This is a genomic window from Candidatus Manganitrophaceae bacterium, from assembly GCA_016200325.1.
Lineage (GTDB): Bacteria > Nitrospirota > Nitrospiria > SBBL01 > Manganitrophaceae > Manganitrophus.
This window is the reverse complement of the sequence record JACQEZ010000020.1, coordinates 306,008-323,494: the sequence shown is the minus strand read 5'-3', so window position 1 is coordinate 323,494 and position 17,487 is coordinate 306,008. Positions and strand designations below refer to the sequence as shown.

Here is a 17,487-nt window from a genome sequence, read left to right as displayed (position 1 = left end):
TTGCTTCACCCGGCTTATTCCAAATAGGTTGTTAAGCCCCTCGAATAGGCTTCCTTCATCTCAGGGAGGGAGAGGTCGATCAAAGGATCTTTCTTGCCCGGCAAATGGATCTTGAGCGCGTTTCCTTCGGTGGTCCCCAAGATCGAATAGGCGACGCCGGCCTCTTCGATCAAGCTTCGCAATCTGTCCAGATGCCGCTCCTGGAGGCTAACCACAATCCGCGATTGAGACTCCCCAAAAAGGAAGGCATCGGTCCGGACAGCCCCCGGATCTAGCGCAATCATAGCACCCACCGAGGCCGATGACAAGATACAAGATTCGGCGAGCGCAACGGCCAATCCCCCCTCGGAACAATCATGCGCGGAGGAGAGAATCCCCTCCCGGGCGGCGGTTAAGACCACCTTTTGGACCCCCTTTTCCTTCTCGAAGTGGAGCAGCGGGGGATACCCCCGTTCTTGATTATGGAAAAACCGGAGGTACTCGGTTCCTCCGAGCTCTTCCAGCGTTTCTCCAACCAAAACCACCACCTCATGCGGCGCCTTAAACCCGGCCGTCAGGGGCGTTTTCATCCCTTCAATCAATCCGACCATGCCGATGATCGGCGTCGGATAGATCCCAAGCCCCCGCGTCTCGTTATAAAAGCTGACGTTACCGCTGACGACCGGGATACCGAACCGGTTGCAGGCGTCGCTCATTCCGTCAATGCAGACGGCAAAGTGCCACATCGTCTCGGGGCGCTCCGGATTGCCGAAATTCAGACAGTCGGTCAGCGCGATCGGTCTGGCCCCGACGCAGACCAGATTGCGCGCCGCCTCGGCGACGACAATCGCCCCGCCGTAATAGGGGTTGAGAAGACAGTAGAGGCTGTTCCCATCGACCGTCATCGCCAGGGAGCGATCGGTCCCTTTGATTCGAACCACCGCCGCATCCCCCCCGCCCGGCCCGATCACCGTGTTGGTCTGGACCATGTGGTCGTATTGGCGATAGATCCACTCTTTGCTTGCGATGGTGGTCGATGAAAGGAGTTTTTTGAGCGCCTCGGAATAAGATTTCGGCTCCTGAAGGGAATCAATGTTAAAGGATTGGATGAGCTCTTGAAAACGGGGGGTCTCAATCGGACGTTCATAGACCGGGGCCTCGGCAGTCAGCGCAGCCACCGGAATCTGCGCGACCATTTGATCTCCATTCTTGATCGTCAGCATCCGATCGGCGGTCACCTTTCCGATGACAGCGATATCGAGGTCCCACTTCCGGAAGATCGCTTCGACCTCCGCCTCCCTCCCCTTTGTTGCCACCAGGAGCATTCGCTCCTGCGATTCCGAGATCATAAACTCTTCCGGCGTCATTCCCGGCTCGCGACTCGGGACCTTCGAGACATCGATTTCAATCCCCGTTCCGCCGCGATGCGCCATCTCGGAAGAGGAGCTCGTCAGGCCGGCCGCCCCCATGTCTTGAATGCCGATGACCGCACCGGTCCGCATCACCTCCAGGCAGGCCTCCAGCAGGAGCTTCTCGGTGAAGGGATCTCCCACCTGAACCGTGTGCCGCTTTTCTTCCGACTGGCCGAGCTCGGCGCTCGCCATCGTCGCCCCATGAATGCCGTCTCGACCGGTCTTCGATCCGACGTAAATGACCGGGTTTCCGACCCCGCCGGCCGCCGCTTTGACGATGTCTTCCCGCTTGGCGATCCCAAGGCAGAATACATTGACGAGCGGATTCTTGGAGTAGATGTCGTTGAAGTAGATCTCCCCTCCGACCGTCGGCACCCCCATGCAATTTCCATAGGCGGCAATCCCCTCGATCACCCGGTCGAGCAGATAGCGGTTCTTCGGCTGTTCGAGCGATCCGAAGCGAAGGGAGTTCATCAATGCAATCGGCCGCGCCCCCATCGTGAACACATCTCGAAGAATCCCGCCGACGCCGGTTGCCGCCCCTTGAAACGGCTCGATAAAGGAGGGATGGTTGTGGCTTTCGATCTTGAAAACGGCGACCCATCCGTCCCCGATATCGACGACCCCCGCATTTTCTCCGGGGCCTTCAATGACATGCTCTCCCTGCGTCGGGAATTTCCGGAGATGCACCTTGGAGCTTTTATAGCTGCAGTGCTCGCTCCACATAACCGAAAAGATCGCAAGCTCGGTCGAATTCGGTTCTCGTCCGAGCAAATCAAGAATTTTTTTGTACTCTTCATCCGTTAACGGATGAGAAGAAGGTCGGCGTTGCTGAACGTCTGCCATGGATGCCTGCCGTTGTGGTTAGAAGGGTTGATTAAAGGACCCCAGGCTGCTGGGGATGGGTCGATATCAATTGAACAAAACTATTTGCGCCCCGTTGTTCCTCCTACCGGGGAGGGGAGGGCGCGTTGTAGGGATTGAAAAAGCTTGATACCATCTTCACCGCCTAACAGAGGATCGGAGACCCGTTCCGGATGGGGCATCATGCCGAGGACATTTCCCGCTTCGTTTGAGAGGCCGGCGATTTGATCGATCGATCCGTTCGGGTTGGCCGCTTCTGAATCGACCCCGTCCGCGCTCGTATACCGAAAGATGATCTGGTTTCGCTCGCGGAGGCGCGCCAGACCGGCATCATCGATAAAGTAATTCCCCTCGGCGTGGGCGATCGGAAGGGTGAGGATCTGCCCCGGCTGATAGAGCGACGTGAAAGGGGTCTGGTTGTTTTCGACCCGGACATGGACCGTCTTGCAGATGAACTTAAGTGAACGGTTGCGCCGGAGCGCCCCCGGCAACAACCCCGCTTCCACCAAAATTTGGAAGCCGTTGCAGATCCCGAGTACATGGCCTCCCCGCGCGGCGAAGTCAACCACCGCTTTCATAATCGGCGAGAAGCGGGCGATGGCACCGGCCCGCAGATAATCACCGTAAGAAAATCCGCCGGGTATGATCAGTGCGTCAATTTCGGGAAGCCGGGTCTCTTTATGCCAAATAAAGGTGGTCGGCTCTTTGAGAACCCCTTGCGTCACATAGTGGCAGTCGCGGTCACAATTAGAGCCGGGGAAGACAACGATTCCGAAACGCATTCTCTCCTCAATTTGTAAATTTATTAAATTTCTATTCCGTTTTTAGGAGCTCCTTCACGATCTTCAATAGCTCATTGGTCTGAATCGGTTTTGACAGATACGCGTTGGCGCCTAAAGCAAGCCCTTTATCCCGGTCGGCTTGAGACCCTTCCGTCGTTACAATGACGATCGGAATAGAACGGTAGGTCGGATCATTCCGGATCATGCTGACCAGCTTTAGACCGTCCATCAACGGCATGTTGATATCCGAGACGATCAGGTCATAGCGATTCTCCCTTAACTTCTTCAGCGCATCAACGCCGTCGCTCGCCTCCACGATCTTTGAATTCGGAATTCTCTTTAAGCTGAATGTGATCAGCTGCCGCATCGTCGGCGAATCTTCTACCACGAGGAAACGAATCTCAGCCATTTTGCCCCCGTGAATCTTGCCCGCTCAGAAGGTCAATAAAGCCTTGGATCGTCGATAACTTCCTCGCCGACTGGGAGTAAAGCTTGGCGCTGAAAATTGCGGTAGCGGCATGTCCCGCCAGCATCCCGAAGAGCTCTTCGTCGACCCGAGTCAATTTTTTCTTCTTTTGCTCGAGAAGCGTGAAGACGGCAATGACCCCCAGGGTCTGATCTTTAATCTTTAACGGAACGCAGACGATCGGATGGATCTCCCCTTCCGTCTCGGTTCTGCTTAAATCTTCCTCAAAAAAGTTTTCGCCGCTTTGAAATGCCCGGCCGATGATTCCCTCGCCGATCCGAACCTTTTTAGGGCTTTTTGCTTCCATCCCTTCGGATGCAATGGTAGAGAGGACTCCGGATGCCTCGTCCAATAACATCAGGGCAAATCGCTCCGCACCGACGAGATTGATCATAATTTCGATGATGGTCCGCAAGACCTCTTCGAAATCGAGCGTCGAATGGAGCTGATTGCTCGCCACATAGAGGTTCGCCAAATTGTTGTTTTCTTCTTCGACCTCTACGTATTTGGTTGCGAAATTCTTGTTCTCCTCCTCAACCACCCTGAAATGATCGGAGAGACGCTTTCGCTCCTCTTCCGCCTCGGCGAGACGTTCTTGTAACTGCTGAATTTGAGGTTGGCTGTATTGCTGGCTCAGCGCATTGTTCTCTTCCTCAAGCTTCAAAAGCTTATAGCGGAGCCGCTCATTTTCCTTGAGCAGCTCTTGTGTAAACTCCTCCCCTTTTTTGAAAACGCGGAGGAATTCTTCCGCTTTTTTCGACAGGTCGTTTTCTCTTCGCTCCATATCTCCTTACCTTCGAGGTGGGAAGGCCGGTGGATTATATCACACCCCCATTCAAACGCCAACCCTATTTGGGAACCGACCGGCCATACCGATTAATCTCAGCAACCATTTTGTGAAGCGGCAAAATCCGGTCGACCACCCCGGCTTCTATCGCCTCGCGAGGCATTCCGAATACGACCGCAGTCTCTTCCGATTCTGCAATCGTCATCCCCCCTTTTTCCTTGACCTTACTCAGTCCTACTTTTCCATCATCTCCCATGCCGGTGAGAAGGAGACCCAATACCCCGCGACCGAAAATGTCGGAGGCAGAGGACATCATCAGGTCGACCGATGGAGCATACCGATCTCCATCTCCCTTCTTCTTCAAACAGGTATAAATCCGAGAACCCCGCTTCTCGAAAATGAGATGGTGTCCCCCGGGAGCGATGTAGACGCGGCCCGGTTCGAGCGGCTCTCCCCCGTCGACCTCGGAAACCGGCAGGTGCGAGAGCTTATTCAGACGCTCTGAAAAAGACTTGGTAAATCCCGCCGGCATATGTTGAGAGACGACCACCGGCATCGGAAATGTTTTGGGAAGATTCGAAATAATTTCCACCAAGGCCGGCGGCCCGCCGGTCGAGGCGCCGATCGCGAGAATCCGTGAGACCCCCTCCTTCTTTTTGGACAACGGCTTCGACAATTCATCTTTGGATTGGATCTTTGCCATCTTCGCATATTTCTTTGACAAGCTTTCACGCGAGATGCTTGAGATGGTTTCAATTTTGGTGATCAACTCCATCGGATCATCCAGCAAAGAGGCGTTACCCGACGGCTTTTCATAAAAATCACACGCCCCCAATTCAAGCGCTCTAAATACGCTATAGCCGTCCGACCGGGCTGAAATCACCAGTACGGGGGTTGGATAATAAACCATGAGCCAACGCAGAAAGGTAAACCCATCGATATGCGGCATCTCCAGGTCGAGGAGGATCACATCCGGCTTGTTTTCCACGACGCTCTTCATCGCCTTCTCCCCGTTCTCGGCCAATCCAATCACGCTGAGATTTTTAAATCTCTGAACGACCACGTTGACCAACTGCCTGAACAACGGCGAATCATCAACGATGAGGAGATTGACCTCGGGACGGGACAGGCTTTTTCTTTCCATATGCTTCTTACCCCTACTTCGAAAGAAACGGTTTTTGGTAAATCAGGTCGTTTTTAAAGTGCTTTAATGCATACCGCGTCGAAAGGTTCATCAGCGACTCGGAGTGGCCGAGAAAGAGATATCCGCCCGCTTTCAGTTTTTCATAGAACCCCTCAATGACCCGCTTCTTGGCCGGCAGGTCGAAATAGATGATTACATTCCGGCAAAAAATAATGTTGATACCGGAGAGCAGAATCCATTTGTCTTGGTCGTTCAGGTTGAGATAAAGAAAAGAGACATTTTTTTTTACCTGATCACTGATTTTATAACCGGCTCCTTCCTTTGTAAAATATTTCTTTTGAAAATAGGCATCGGTCGCACGAAAAGCGGAAGGCTGATAAATCCCCCTCCGTGCAAATTGCAACACATTCTGGCTGATATCACTCGCGTAGATGTCGACGGTCCAATTCTGAAGGGAGGGATTCTCCAAGAACAACATCGATAATGTATACGGCTCCTCACCGGTCGAACAGCCAGCGCTCCAGACCTTCAATCGTTTCTTCTTGGCTTCAACCTGAAGCAACTCGGGAAGAACCTCCTGCCGGAAGGTCTCCAGCTGTTGATTTTCCCGAAAGAAGTAGGTCTCATGGATCGTCAAGATATCGATCAGCGAAGCGAGCTCCTCCTCCCGCTTCTGATCGTATTTGAGGAAGTAGTAATAGTCGCGAAAGTTGTCAAACTGCCGTCTTCGCGCGCTCTGCTGTAGCCGGCTCTCCATGATGTATTTAGAATCTTCCGAGAAATAGACGCCGGAGAGCTCATAAATCATGTCTCGAAGAAGGCGAAATACCTCCTCGCTGAGAACGATCTGTTTCTCTCCAATATTCATTCGTTCCCAGCCAGCGTCGGCCCCTGCCCTGATCCAATCTGCAATAGGATCGCCTGCGCCGCCTCTTTCACCATCATGTCTTCGTCTGAATGAGCAATCGCTTTCAGAAAAGGGATCGAGGCGCGGTCGCGGAGAGAGCCGATGGCATGGATGGCCGCCACCCGTATCGTCCAGTTGGGATCGCTCAAGAAACGTTGAAGCAGCGGGAGGACAGAGGGCTCCCCAAGGCGGCCGAGCGCGAGGATCGCGGCCTTCCTGACATCGATGTCCCGGTTATTCGTTTCGGCCAGAGCGAGCGGGAGGAAGACCTTCTCTCTGCGCTCTCCAAGCACAGACAAGGCGGCAATTTTTACGACCCCCACCCGATCTGCCAGCAATTCGAGAAGCAGCCGCTGCGTCTTCTCTCCCTCCAGGCGCGCGAGGAGAGGAGGAATTGCCGATCGAACCCAAATATTCTCGTCGTTCAAAAGCGGCTGAAGGTTCTCGATCAAATCGGGAAGCTGCTGGCATTCTTTCCGGAAAAGCATTTTGAGCGCCGCCAATCGGACTTCCGCCGATTCATCTCCGAGCGCCAGCAGAAGATGTTCCGACAGCTCCGGCAAATCGAAAGCGCCTAATACTTCCACTGCGATCTTGCGAATTTCCGTCTCCGGGTCTCTCAGCAGCAACCCTAATAACGGAATCATTTCCGGTGCCCCGAGCTGCCCAAGAATAAAGAGTGCACTGGAGCGAAGGGCGGGGCTCTCATCTCTGAGAAATGGGAGGAGAATCTCCCTCGACAAATCCCCCTTCATTTGAAGGAGTGCCTTTACCACCGCTTCTTGGACATTTGGATAGGGATCTCCCAGCAGTGGCAGCAGCGGCTCAATGGCTGAGGGATCTTTCATCCTTCCCAATGCGATCGCTGCGGCCTGGCGGATATGGCCGTTGCTGTCTCGGATCAACTCCAGCAGCGTCGGAACCGATTTGCGATCTTCCACCCTCCCGAGGACCTTGGCGATGACCTCTCGAACCCCCTCTTCTTGGCTCTTGGAATGCAAAATCAGCCGATCAACCCCTTTTTTCCCGATCTCCACAAGGGCCGTTATCACCTCTTCTTGACATTCACTGAGAGCCAGTGCAAGAAGCGGCGAGGTCGCCCGGACCTCTTCCACCCATCCGAGCACGCAGATTCCCGCCCGTTGCAAAGATGGATCTGGGTCTTGAAGGGTTCCCATTAATAGAGAATAGATCTCTTCGCCATAGATTTTCCGGGTCGCCTTTTGAATGCGAATCCGATCGGCCTCCGATTGCCTTCCTGCCAAGGCGATAAGCGCCTTAAGGGCCGCGTACCGGGTTCCCTTTGGCCCCGATTGGAGCGCCGAAAGGATGGTAAGGACCGCTTCCATATTGCCGAGAGCGCCTAAGGCCGCCAGCGCACCCTTCCGGTAGATCTGTTTACTTGAAATCTCGATAAGCGGTTCGACCGCCCGGATATCCCTGATCTGTTGAAGCGCCCGCATTGCCGAGAAAACGAGGAGAGGGTTATCCTTTTTTAATATCTCCACCAGCGGCAGCACCGCGGCGGGATCTCTTAACTTTCCCAACGCCTCCACGGCCGATGCCGCCACATTTTCATTTTCGTCCGCGAGAAATTTCATCAGGTCGGGCACCGACCGCTTATCCCCGATTTCTCCGAGCGTGTCGATGATCAATTTCCGGATATCGGCATCAGCCCCGGTCAGAGACAGAAGCAGCGGCTGCACGGCCGCATTGCCGATTTGAATAAAGACTTCGACCACGGCATTTCTCATTCCGATATTTTTCTCGCCGATGCCTTTCTCATCGGCCTGCTTCTCCTGGCCGAGCCGGTCGATCAGCTGACCGACAATCCGATTCCGGTCGACCTGCTCCGCCAAGATGGTCACTGCTGCTTTCCGAACCCGCCACTCTCCATCTGACAAGGCAGCAATGGCATAATCAATCGCGCCCCCGGCCGGGAGTCCGGCCAACGCGTTTAGGGCGCAGAGCCGGGTTTCAACCTGGTCGCTCTTCAAGTTCGCTATTTCTTCTTGAATCGATTTCATCGATGCCCGATCTGATCGACAAGGGTCAGGAAGGCGCTCCCTTCTTCTTCAGAATAAAATCATCAAAAGCTTCTTTATAAAAATCGTCTCTTCTCTCTAGTTCCTCCGCAACCCGGGAGTGATAGTGTTTCCTCCCTTCCTCAATCTCTTCTTTGAGTAATTCAAAAAATCGATCGGACCGGAGTCCCTCCTCGACCTTCTTTTTGTTGTACAACACGATGTCCGAAACGATAATGCGTGCCAGCCGTCGGGCATCCTCAACCTCTTTGGGTTCCTTCACCGGCGGAGGCGCCTCTACCGGGGGAGGGGAAAAGCTCTCTTCCGTCACCGAATCGGATGTTTGCTCTAAATCAAATGTACTTTCCCGATCTTCAATGGCCGGTTTAGAAGGGGTAAAGGAAGTCTCTTTCTCCATGAGAGGATCGGCGGTCGGCTCCATTTCGAGCGGCTCAGCGGTCGCCAAGATCGGCCGGCCACCCATCCGATTCAGATGTTTTTTAATTTGGACCAGAAGGTCCTTCTCAACATTGTGCCGCTCGATATAATCATCCGCCCCGAAAAGAGAGCTCGGTTCCCGACGATATTTATTGTTCTTGTCATAGATAGACGCCAGCAGAATTACGATCGTTCCCTTCAACCGCGAATCTTTCTTGATCAAATTACAAAAGTCGCTTCCAAGACCATCCGGAAGGCCGATATCGATCAGGGCCACTGCAGGATGATGACGATTCAATAACGAGAGGATCTCCTTTCCTGAATTCGCTTCGATCATATTGAAGGACGCGCTGGCGAGAATCTCACGGACCAACTCTTTGGTCCCTTCGCCATCAATCGCCACGACCACTTTTCGGGGATCACCCGTTGAAGAAACGACCCCGTTTTGAGAGGTCTCCTCTCTGGACAACCTCTCCGGGGGAAGGGATCTCTCCAGAGCAGGAGGAGGAATGGATCTCTCGGCGGCGGGAGGGATGGACCGCTCCGCCAAAGAACCGGACCGTTCCACCGAAGGGGGCGATTTCCTAGTCGGCAAGGCTTCCTTGGGCTCTGCCAGGATATCGATCTCCAATCTCGCCTTTAATATGGAGCGACACCCGATGCAGACGAGCGCCGTATCATCGTCGAGATGCTTCATATCAATGGTCAGCTTTAATTGACACTTCGGACAAAGTATAGTCATTCCCTACTCCTTCTCACCAACGGAATTCCGGGAGAGCGGTGATTCTCCCCGGAAGTCCCGCTTAGAAATTCCTTTTCGAAATCAGTATCGATCTTTCTGCGCTAGAGCTTAAACCTTGAAATCTCCGCTTCCAACTGTTGGGCCTGCTGCATCAACTCTTCGACCGCAAAACCAACCTTGCCGACCGTGTCGACATTTTCGTGCGTCACCTTTTTAATCTGATCGACCGCATGCATAATCTCTTCGCTTTGCCCTTTCTGATCAAAGGTCGAATTGGCAATCTCCTGGGCCAGGCGAGAGACCTCCTCCACCGTTTCTCGGACTTTTTTCATCCCTTTCGAATGACTCAATAAGACCGATTGCAATCCTTGCGTGATCGATTTCATCTTATGGGTGACTTCAATGATTTTTTCAGATCCCTTGCTCTGCTCATTGGTCGCTCTCGCAATTTGATGCACCATCTGGTTGACCCGTTCCATCGAGGTGGTTACCCGCTTGACAGCCTTCGATTGCTCTTCCATCGTATTGGCCACGAAATTCACCCGATGCGTGGAATGGCTGATGCTCTCGACAATCTTGCCGAGGGCTTCATGGGCCGATTTCGAAAACTGAACCCCTTCTTCGACGCGAGTCGTTCCGACCTCGATCGCCTGAACGGCCACTTTCCCTTCGGATTGCAGCGCTTTGATAATTTCATGGATCTCATGCGTGGAAGAGGCGGTCCGGTCGGAGAGTTCCTTGATCTCGTTTGCGACCACGCCGAATCCCTTTCCATGCTCTCCCGCCTGCGCCGCGATAATCGCCGCATTCAATGCCAAAAGGTTGGTCTGCTCCGCAACCTCATCGATGACGCTGAGGAACCGACCGATGTTCTCAGTTTGTTTCTGGAGATTGCGGATGACTTCAAATACTTCCATGGAGTATTCCTTAATTCGTGCCATCCCCTCCATCGTCATCTCAACGGTTCTCTTTCCGGTGTCGGCATTCACGCTCACTTGATTCGAGAGGTCGACTGTTTGATGAATACTGTCCCGCATCTCCTTGAGCGACTGGTCCATCTGGATCATCGCCGAGGAGGTCGTCTCGGCTTCTCCCAGCAGCGTCTCCACATTCTCGTCGATCTTTTTTACGGAAGAGGACATCCATAGAATTGAAGAGGAGGTCTCTTCCACCGACAAATTAAGGACCGTCATATTCTTTGCAATTTCATCCATCGCAACGCTCATCTGTTGGATCGCTTCGGCACTCTCTTTGGAGATGCCCGCCAAGCTCTCGCTTGTTTCCGCGACGTTGCGAATGCTGCTGTTCATCTGCTCAATCGAGACGGAGGTGGCCTCCGTGGCATTGATTTGAATCTCCGCCCCTTGCATGATTTCTCGGCTTCCTTGTAAAACGCCGCTGGAGGTGGATGAGACCTTTCGCGCCGCTCCCAAGATCTGGGAGATCAGGTTTGCGAGCTTTTCAGCAAACAGGTTGAACCCGCCCGCGAGCTTTCCAATTTCATCACTGCTTTTCACCTCCAATCTTTTCGAAAGATCCCCCTCACCCCCTGCAATATCTTGAATTCGCTCCGACACCTTAATCAGCGGCTTCATCGCGAGCCGCCCCATCGAGAACTTCAGCAAGAATCCGGTGGTTAAGAGGGTGGCCATCGAAATGATGAAGAGATTCCTCTTTTGCTCCCGGATGTCTTGATAGGTTCCATCGATTGAGGTGGAAATCATCAAAACGCCGCGAAGCTTATGGTCCGAGTTATGGCAAAGAAAACAACGGTCAAAATTGGGAAGGGCCTTTAAGTAGGTCATCACATTTTGGTCGCCGATTTTCTCGAAGTAATAGGTGTCGGGGCGCGTCGGATCCTGCTGATACTCGCGGAACGCGGTCCGGAATTCGGTCGTGGTCACGCCGTCCGCCAAATTATGCTCTTTATTCGGGTGATTGCCGATCCATTCCGGACGAAGACCTCCCGGAACCCTTGTCTTCACATCCTCCAATGTCGTGAAATCTTGAAAGGCTTCCTGGGTGCCATTTCCGGTTTTTCCCCGTATGATTTGAATTCGGACCATGCCTGGAATATCTTTTAAGTCTTGGATGATGTGTCTTGCGATATCGGCTCTGAAGTTGACCATGCTTCGGTCCAGCGTTCGATGAATCGACGATGCGAGCATTTCGGATTTATCGTGCGATTGTGAGATCGCATATTTCTCGATTCGCTCCGAGAGAAGATAATAGAGAAATCCAAATCCACACAGCAAAAAGGTCAAGATGATCGCCAGGATCTTTGCCTGCAGGTGATTCGCGAAATAGACTCTCAACTGTTTCATTTTTCTCTCGTGTTTTGGGAAGAATAATTCTCAGTTCGATTCAGCCCCGGCTGAGGGCCGATTCGATCTGAGATAGTTCCATTTCCGTCCAGAGCTGTTCGAGACCGAGCAATACAATCAGCTGGGTATTCATCCGATAAACCCCCTTGATGTAGGGAGCATTTTTATCCAAAATGGCTTCAACGCTTTGGATCTCTTCGCCGATCACCATCACCTGGACCACCCGGTCGACAAGCAACCCGATCTTTTGCCGACGCACATCCAGGATTAAGATATGTTGCGCCGATTCGGCGGCGGAAGAAGCCTTCAGTTTTTTTCGCAAATCGATTACAGGAACGACCCGACCTCTCAAATCGATGATTCCTTCTATCCCATTTGCGGCGCCCGGCAAAGGCCGAATCGATTTTGCATAAATGATCTCTTTAACCGATTCGATCGGCACCCCATATTCCTCTCCGGCGACAAAAAAATGGACGATTCTTCTCTGGGTGGCGGACGGCTCATTTTTATTTTCGATCCCTTTAAAGGAACTCATCGGATTCCGTTACACCTTAAACCGATCAATCTCATCTTTGAGCCCGTTGGCCTGAGTAATCAGGCCCTCGACGGCATCTCTCATTTGGAGCGCCATCTGCATGCTGACCTGCGTGATCTGGTGAATCTCCAGGATCGATTTGACAATGACTTCGCTCCCTTTTTTGTGCTCGCTCATGCCACGGCCGATCTGCTGGATTCGGAGGGTGACATCCTCAACCGCATCACTGATCTGCTTGCTTCCATTGGCTTGCTCTTCCGTCGAGCTTTTTACCTGTCGGGTGATGACCCGCATCTTCTCGGATGCCTCGGTAATATGTTCGATCCCCTCCATCTGTTCCTGCATGGCCCGGTTAATTTGTTGAACCATGACATTCATCTTTTCCATCGCTTGGCTGACCTGATTAATTGCTTGAACCTGCTCATACGTGGCTTTTTCAATCTGTCGGGACATCGATGACGACTGTTTCGACGTCTCGAGAATTTTGTTCAGCGATTCGCGCGCATTGACCGAAAGGCGGACCCCCTCCTCTACACTCAGGGCCCCTTCGTTGATTGAAACAACCGCATCTTTCGCCTCCGTCTGTACATCGACGATCAGTTGCGCAATCTCTTTTGTCGACGAGGCGGTCCGGTCGGCCAAATTTTTGATTTCATCTGCAACGACTGCAAATCCTTTCCCTTGCTCACCGGCCTGAGCGGCTAAAATAGCCGCATTTAATGCAAGAAGGTTCGTCTGTCGCGTCACCTCATCAATAACGGTCAGGATTTTCCCGATGTGCTCTGTTCTTTCATCCAGTTTTTTGATGACGTTCTCAGATTTTTCCACCGTTCTTTTAATCTTCTCCATCCCCTCGATGGTCTTCTCAATCGCGCCCATCCCAAGTTCGGCGGCATCTTGGCTCACCTTCTCTGTCATCAGGGCAGACTCTTTTGCATTCTTCTCCACCTCGCGAATCGAGGCGTTGACCTCATTAATGGAAGCGGTCGTGGCCTCGGCATTCATCGACAACGCATCAACGTGTTCGACGACCTGCTTGATCGATCCCGACATTTGAAGAAGAGACGAAGCGGTGTCCTCTACGGAGCCCGATAGGGTCACCGTGCTGGTGGCAACCTGACTGATCGCGGTACTCATCTGGATTAATGACGAAGAGGTCGCCTCCGCAGAGGCGGACAGTCCGTCGATATTCTCAGAGATGCTTTTGACGGAGGCGTTCATCTCTTCAATAGATGAGGAGGTCTTCTCCGCCGCCTTGGCCTGGTGGTTGGCTCCTTCATTGATCCTTTTTGCATTCAGCATGATTTTGTCGGAGACGGTCGCCACCTGTTGAGAGGCATCCTGAATTTTCTTGATCATTCCTTTCAGACCGACCGACATTTTGGACAAGGCCGCTGCCAGAATACCGACTTCATCGTTCGTTTTGATCTCGATCGATTGCTGAAAGTTCCCTTCTGCAATTTGAACAGCAATCGCACTCATCTGCTCTAGCGGACCGATAATAATCTGGGCAAAAAACAGAGAAATGACGATGCCGATGCCGACGAGCAATGCGATCACCGGGAGGATAATCGTCAGAAGACGCCCCGATTCGGCTTCGATATTCTTCAAGGAAAGCCCGAGTCGGACCGATCCCACCCGTTTCCCCCCCTCCGATCTCATCGGATTTAAGATGACCGGTGCGACGACATCGAGATAGTTTCCGGAATGATTCCGATACCGATAGACCGTGGGCTCGGCCGTCTTAACGGCTTGAGTCGTGAGCGGGTCGGTGTGAATTGGGTCGGATTCACTTTCCTCTGAACTAAAAATGACTTTACCGTCATTGTTAATGAGAACAAGATAGACCGTTTCCGATCCGTCGACGATGCCGAGGGTCATCTGCTTTAGGAGGGCTTTGTCTTCTGTCGAAATCGCTGCACTTCCATTGCTTGCTACGCTGCTCGCCAATGCCAAACCGCGCTTCTGCAGTTGACTCTCAAAAGATCTTTGTAATCCGACGAACAGGGTTAATCCGATGATGCAGCCGATCATCATGAGCAATAAACTGATGACGAGCATGAACTTAAACTTTAATCCCAGTTTTACACTTATTTTTTCTGCCTCTTGCATATCACTCCTCATCGACACGATCGAGTTCCAATACTTTTTCAGTCTCTAGAAGAATGAGGAGGCGATCCCCATGTCTGGCAATATTTCGGATGAACCCGCTGCTACTGGCGGCGACGCCGGCGGGAGGCGGCTCCAGACGATACCTCAACAGCCGAGCCACATCATTTACCTGGTCGACCAGCATGGCCGCCCTTCCCTTTTCCGTTGTGCAGATGATGAACCGGCTCTTCGGTCCTTTCACAAAGGCAGGCAGACCCAGCTTAGAACGGATGTCAAAAACGGGAATCACATTTCCTCTCAGGGTAATAATGCCTTTAATATAAGCAGGGGTCCGTGGGAGCATGGTCATTTCGGCCATTTTTGAAATTTCCTGAACCAGCTTGATGTCGACTGCATATTCTTCTTCTGCAAGATTGAAGGTGAGGAGTTCAACCTCTTCCGGATCTTCCAAAAAGGGCTCCTCGGGGGTATCGTCCGATTGATCTTTAATGGAAGACGATGGAAGGTTCCCGTCTTCCGTCGGTGACAACGCCCCTTCCGAAGCGTCGGAAGCCGGAGGGGCGTCTGACACCGCGCAGGTTTCCTGAGGAGGCAATTCAATGTCTTCTTGAGTCAATTCCGGCGTCGACACACTCGCGCCACCTTTTTTACTCGGCCGTCCCTTCTTTGCCATGAGACTCCATTCGTCTAGACCAATTCTCTCGAACCTTTTCGGCGGCCTTGCTCACGATAAAGCCTTCATCCGTTAATGCTTTCACCTCTCTCAGAAAATAAAAATCCTGATCGGTAAATTTCTTAAAAACTTTTTTCCCGTGCGGCTCCAAAATGGGCCTGACCACCCCAATCAAAACCCAGTAATCCAACTGTCGATGTGAGAGGTTCAGTCGTCTGCATATTTCCTTGGGCCCAAACCGGTGCGGTATCGGTAGTTCCATGACGATGTCTTTCTTTTTACATGAAGAAGGTTACAATCACATCCCACAGGGTTGTGGGAATTTTGATCTGGAGAACTGCAAGCGTCATGCCTCTTCGGTATAAATAGGGCTTATAAATTTTTCCAATCATAACGTGTGCTTCCAATCCGGAAACGCAATCCGGATGAAAAGATTTCATTCTGATGTGTAATTACATTCCGGAGAACGACCAAAAAATGTCATTGACATATTACGGCCTTGTGGTATCTTGTAGCGGACTTTTCATCTCATCAGTGTCCTAAGATAAGCCCTGAAATAATAACAGTTTGCGGATTAAGAGCAGTACGACGCGCATTTGTGTAGTCCATCCTGCGAGGAGAAGGTAGATGAGTCAAACACACGGACGGTACCGACCATTTATTTCTCTATGGGGAATTCTGTTCTTCCTATTCTTATCTCTTTCCGTAGCACATGGATTTGAAATCAAAGGTTTCTCCGATGTTGATTTTTTAAAGAGCACGCTGAAGGGGGATCCGAATGAAAACGGATCATTTTCATTGGGAGCGATCGATCTTTATGTTTCGGAACTCGTGACAGACCATATTGAAATTCTGACCGAGATGGCCCTGGAAGATGGAGGCGTTGACGTCGAGCGGCTTCAGATCGGATATATTTTTAACGATGCCCTCAAAATCCGGGCAGGTCGTGTCCACAATGCTCTGGGCTATTGGAATATTACCTTCCACCATGGAAAGCAGATGCAGACCACCATCGATCGCCCATTTTTCATTAAGTTTGAAGATGAAGGGGGTCTTTTTCCGGTTCATCTGGTCGGCGTCTGGACGGCAGGCCGCTACTCGCTCGGACCGCTCATTTTCGGATATGATCTGATGGTCGGGAATGGCTCTAGAATTATGAATGTCGGGGCGACCGAGGGGGTAGAACTTGACCCGAACAATGCCACGGATGACAATAAGAATAAGGCGGTCTCATTTCGCCTTCAGGTCAGCCCGCGGTTTATGACCGCACTCAAGATAATCGGCTCGGGGAGCTTTAGTAAAGTGGATGGGTATGACTCGACCGGCCTCCGGGTCCTCCAGGTCAGACAGCAAATATTGAATGCCGCTCTCATCTATGATCAAGAGGGGCAGCCTTTTGAACTGCTCTCCGAAGTCTTTTGGGTAAATAACAAAGATGAGCTGGCCGGTCTGGGAACCAGCAGAAACACATTTTACTATGTGCAGCTCGGATATACTCTAATAGATTTTCTGACTCCCTATACTCGCTTTGAACAGAGCCTCATTCAGGAAGCAACCCCAACACGCGCCGGGGATCCGTATATGGCGGCGCTTTCCGCCGTCGATAGATGGATTGCCCTCGTGGGAGTGCGGTATGATATTTCCGCTGAAACAGCATTAAAAGCGGAGGTGCGGAGAGTTCACGAAAGAGGAATAGAAAATCACTCCGAATACGCCGTACAGTGGTCATTCGCATTCTGAGAGGAGGGAGAGAATGTTAAAGTCAGCGCTGCTTCTGATGGCTTCCATCGCCATCTTCTGGGCAGCCCCGGTCCGGGCGGAGGACATCGCAATTATTGTGAACGGGCAGGTTGATATTACATCCATATCCCTCGACGACGTGCGGGAAATCTACCGCGGGAAAATTCAATTCCTCGCGGGGAAAAGACTCAAACCGATCGATCAGGCGGAAAACCAGGAGATCCGGAAGGTTTTCTTGGGAGAGATTCTTCGAATGTCGAAATCAGAATATACCAAGCATTGGATGCATTTGGTTTTCCTGGAGGGGACCAACGCCCCGGTATTGCGGGACGACAGCACCGCGGTAATCGAGTCGGTCCGAGAATCAGAAGGGGCCATCGGTTATGTCTGGAGTTCCGAGGCAGTCCATGCGAAAGGGGTCAAAGTCGTTTCAACCCTCCATACAACGGCAAAGAAATAATCGGCCCGCCCCTCACCCACCGCGCTTTCAAGCCTTCTTTCCATTACAATTCGCTTCAAACCCGTCCGATAGAGAACCCCGCATTTGCCTTTCAATCA

The 17,487-nt window shown here is 52.1% G+C and carries 15 protein-coding genes; 2 read left to right on the top strand and 13 right to left on the bottom strand.

The window, feature by feature from the left end:
* Window positions 1-14: 14 nt before the first annotated feature.
* The 13 genes from purL to HY282_18545 all read right to left on the bottom strand — a co-directional run bounded on the left by purL (window position 15) and on the right by HY282_18545 (window position 15,451).
* Window positions 15-2,237 (bottom strand): phosphoribosylformylglycinamidine synthase subunit PurL, encoded by a 2,223-nt coding sequence (gene purL, locus HY282_18605; GenBank protein ID MBI3805768.1) that lies wholly within the window; start codon window positions 2,235-2,237, stop codon window positions 15-17.
* An 80-nt stretch (window positions 2,238-2,317) separates the two neighbouring features.
* A complete protein-coding gene (gene purQ, locus HY282_18600) occupies window positions 2,318-3,037 on the bottom strand; it encodes a phosphoribosylformylglycinamidine synthase subunit PurQ (protein MBI3805767.1) in 720 nt (239 codons plus the stop codon).
* A gap of 31 nt (window positions 3,038-3,068) precedes the next feature.
* Window positions 3,069-3,446, bottom strand: a complete 378-nt coding sequence (locus HY282_18595; protein MBI3805766.1) for a response regulator — start codon at window positions 3,444-3,446, stop codon at window positions 3,069-3,071.
* On the bottom strand, window positions 3,439-4,287 hold the full coding sequence (locus HY282_18590) for a GAF domain-containing protein (protein MBI3805765.1): 849 nt from the start codon (window positions 4,285-4,287) through the stop codon (window positions 3,439-3,441). The genes HY282_18595 and HY282_18590 overlap by 8 nt, the downstream gene beginning before the upstream one ends.
* A gap of 64 nt (window positions 4,288-4,351) precedes the next feature.
* Window positions 4,352-5,434: a chemotaxis-specific protein-glutamate methyltransferase CheB gene (gene cheB / locus HY282_18585; protein ID MBI3805764.1), complete on the bottom strand. Its 1,083-nt coding sequence runs from the start codon at window positions 5,432-5,434 to the stop codon at window positions 4,352-4,354.
* A 13-nt stretch (window positions 5,435-5,447) separates the two neighbouring features.
* Window positions 5,448-6,302 carry a protein-glutamate O-methyltransferase CheR gene (locus HY282_18580; protein MBI3805763.1) on the bottom strand — a complete coding sequence of 285 codons (855 nt, stop codon included), beginning with the start codon at window positions 6,300-6,302 and terminating at the stop codon, window positions 5,448-5,450.
* Window positions 6,299-8,368, bottom strand: coding sequence for a HEAT repeat domain-containing protein (locus tag HY282_18575; GenBank protein MBI3805762.1), 2,070 nt, complete (start codon window positions 8,366-8,368; stop codon window positions 6,299-6,301). Before HY282_18575 ends, HY282_18580 begins: the two co-directional genes overlap by 4 nt.
* 25 nt (window positions 8,369-8,393) lie before the next feature.
* Window positions 8,394-9,545 carry a response regulator gene (locus tag HY282_18570; GenBank protein ID MBI3805761.1) on the bottom strand — a complete coding sequence of 384 codons (1,152 nt, stop codon included), beginning with the start codon at window positions 9,543-9,545 and terminating at the stop codon, window positions 8,394-8,396.
* 101 nt (window positions 9,546-9,646) lie between these two features.
* Complete coding sequence (locus tag HY282_18565; GenBank protein ID MBI3805760.1) at window positions 9,647-11,869, bottom strand: methyl-accepting chemotaxis protein; 2,223 nt, start codon at window positions 11,867-11,869, stop codon at window positions 9,647-9,649.
* 40 nt (window positions 11,870-11,909) lie between these two features.
* Window positions 11,910-12,404 (bottom strand): chemotaxis protein CheW, encoded by a 495-nt coding sequence (locus tag HY282_18560; GenBank protein ID MBI3805759.1) that lies wholly within the window; start codon window positions 12,402-12,404, stop codon window positions 11,910-11,912.
* Between the two features lie 9 nt (window positions 12,405-12,413).
* On the bottom strand, window positions 12,414-14,516 hold the full coding sequence (locus HY282_18555) for a HAMP domain-containing protein (GenBank protein MBI3805758.1): 2,103 nt from the start codon (window positions 14,514-14,516) through the stop codon (window positions 12,414-12,416).
* Between the two features lies 1 nt (window position 14,517).
* Window positions 14,518-15,087: a purine-binding chemotaxis protein CheW gene (locus HY282_18550; protein ID MBI3805757.1), complete on the bottom strand. Its 570-nt coding sequence runs from the start codon at window positions 15,085-15,087 to the stop codon at window positions 14,518-14,520.
* 76 nt (window positions 15,088-15,163) lie between these two features.
* Window positions 15,164-15,451 (bottom strand): MerR family transcriptional regulator, encoded by a 288-nt coding sequence (locus HY282_18545; GenBank protein ID MBI3805756.1) that lies wholly within the window; start codon window positions 15,449-15,451, stop codon window positions 15,164-15,166.
* A 365-nt stretch (window positions 15,452-15,816) separates the two neighbouring features.
* Between HY282_18545 and HY282_18540 the strand changes: the two genes are divergently transcribed.
* Entirely contained in the window at window positions 15,817-16,929 is a 1,113-nt protein-coding gene (locus tag HY282_18540) for a hypothetical protein (GenBank protein ID MBI3805755.1), read from the top strand.
* A 13-nt stretch (window positions 16,930-16,942) separates the two neighbouring features.
* A complete protein-coding gene (locus HY282_18535) occupies window positions 16,943-17,389 on the top strand; it encodes a hypothetical protein (GenBank protein MBI3805754.1) in 447 nt (148 codons plus the stop codon).
* Window positions 17,390-17,487 lie beyond the last annotated feature (98 nt).

What these genes read in the sequence shown, in the direction of transcription:
- HY282_18540 (MBI3805755.1), top strand. Translation starts at nt 15,817, where the DNA reads ATGAGTCAAACACACGGACGGTACCGACCATTTATTTCTCTATGGGGA.
- purL (MBI3805768.1), bottom strand. Translation starts at nt 2,237, where the DNA reads ATGGCAGACGTTCAGCAACGCCGACCTTCTTCTCATCCGTTAACGGAT.
- HY282_18590 (MBI3805765.1), bottom strand. Translation starts at nt 4,287, where the DNA reads ATGGAGCGAAGAGAAAACGACCTGTCGAAAAAAGCGGAAGAATTCCTC.
- HY282_18545 (MBI3805756.1), bottom strand. Translation starts at nt 15,451, where the DNA reads ATGGAACTACCGATACCGCACCGGTTTGGGCCCAAGGAAATATGCAGA.
- HY282_18575 (MBI3805762.1), bottom strand. Translation starts at nt 8,368, where the DNA reads ATGAAATCGATTCAAGAAGAAATAGCGAACTTGAAGAGCGACCAGGTT.
- HY282_18565 (MBI3805760.1), bottom strand. Translation starts at nt 11,869, where the DNA reads ATGAAACAGTTGAGAGTCTATTTCGCGAATCACCTGCAGGCAAAGATC.
- HY282_18535 (MBI3805754.1), top strand. Translation starts at nt 16,943, where the DNA reads ATGTTAAAGTCAGCGCTGCTTCTGATGGCTTCCATCGCCATCTTCTGG.
- HY282_18560 (MBI3805759.1), bottom strand. Translation starts at nt 12,404, where the DNA reads ATGAGTTCCTTTAAAGGGATCGAAAATAAAAATGAGCCGTCCGCCACC.
- HY282_18555 (MBI3805758.1), bottom strand. Translation starts at nt 14,516, where the DNA reads ATGCAAGAGGCAGAAAAAATAAGTGTAAAACTGGGATTAAAGTTTAAG.
- purQ (MBI3805767.1), bottom strand. Translation starts at nt 3,037, where the DNA reads ATGCGTTTCGGAATCGTTGTCTTCCCCGGCTCTAATTGTGACCGCGAC.
- HY282_18595 (MBI3805766.1), bottom strand. Translation starts at nt 3,446, where the DNA reads ATGGCTGAGATTCGTTTCCTCGTGGTAGAAGATTCGCCGACGATGCGG.
- HY282_18570 (MBI3805761.1), bottom strand. Translation starts at nt 9,545, where the DNA reads ATGACTATACTTTGTCCGAAGTGTCAATTAAAGCTGACCATTGATATG.
- cheB (MBI3805764.1), bottom strand. Translation starts at nt 5,434, where the DNA reads ATGGAAAGAAAAAGCCTGTCCCGTCCCGAGGTCAATCTCCTCATCGTT.
- HY282_18580 (MBI3805763.1), bottom strand. Translation starts at nt 6,302, where the DNA reads ATGAATATTGGAGAGAAACAGATCGTTCTCAGCGAGGAGGTATTTCGC.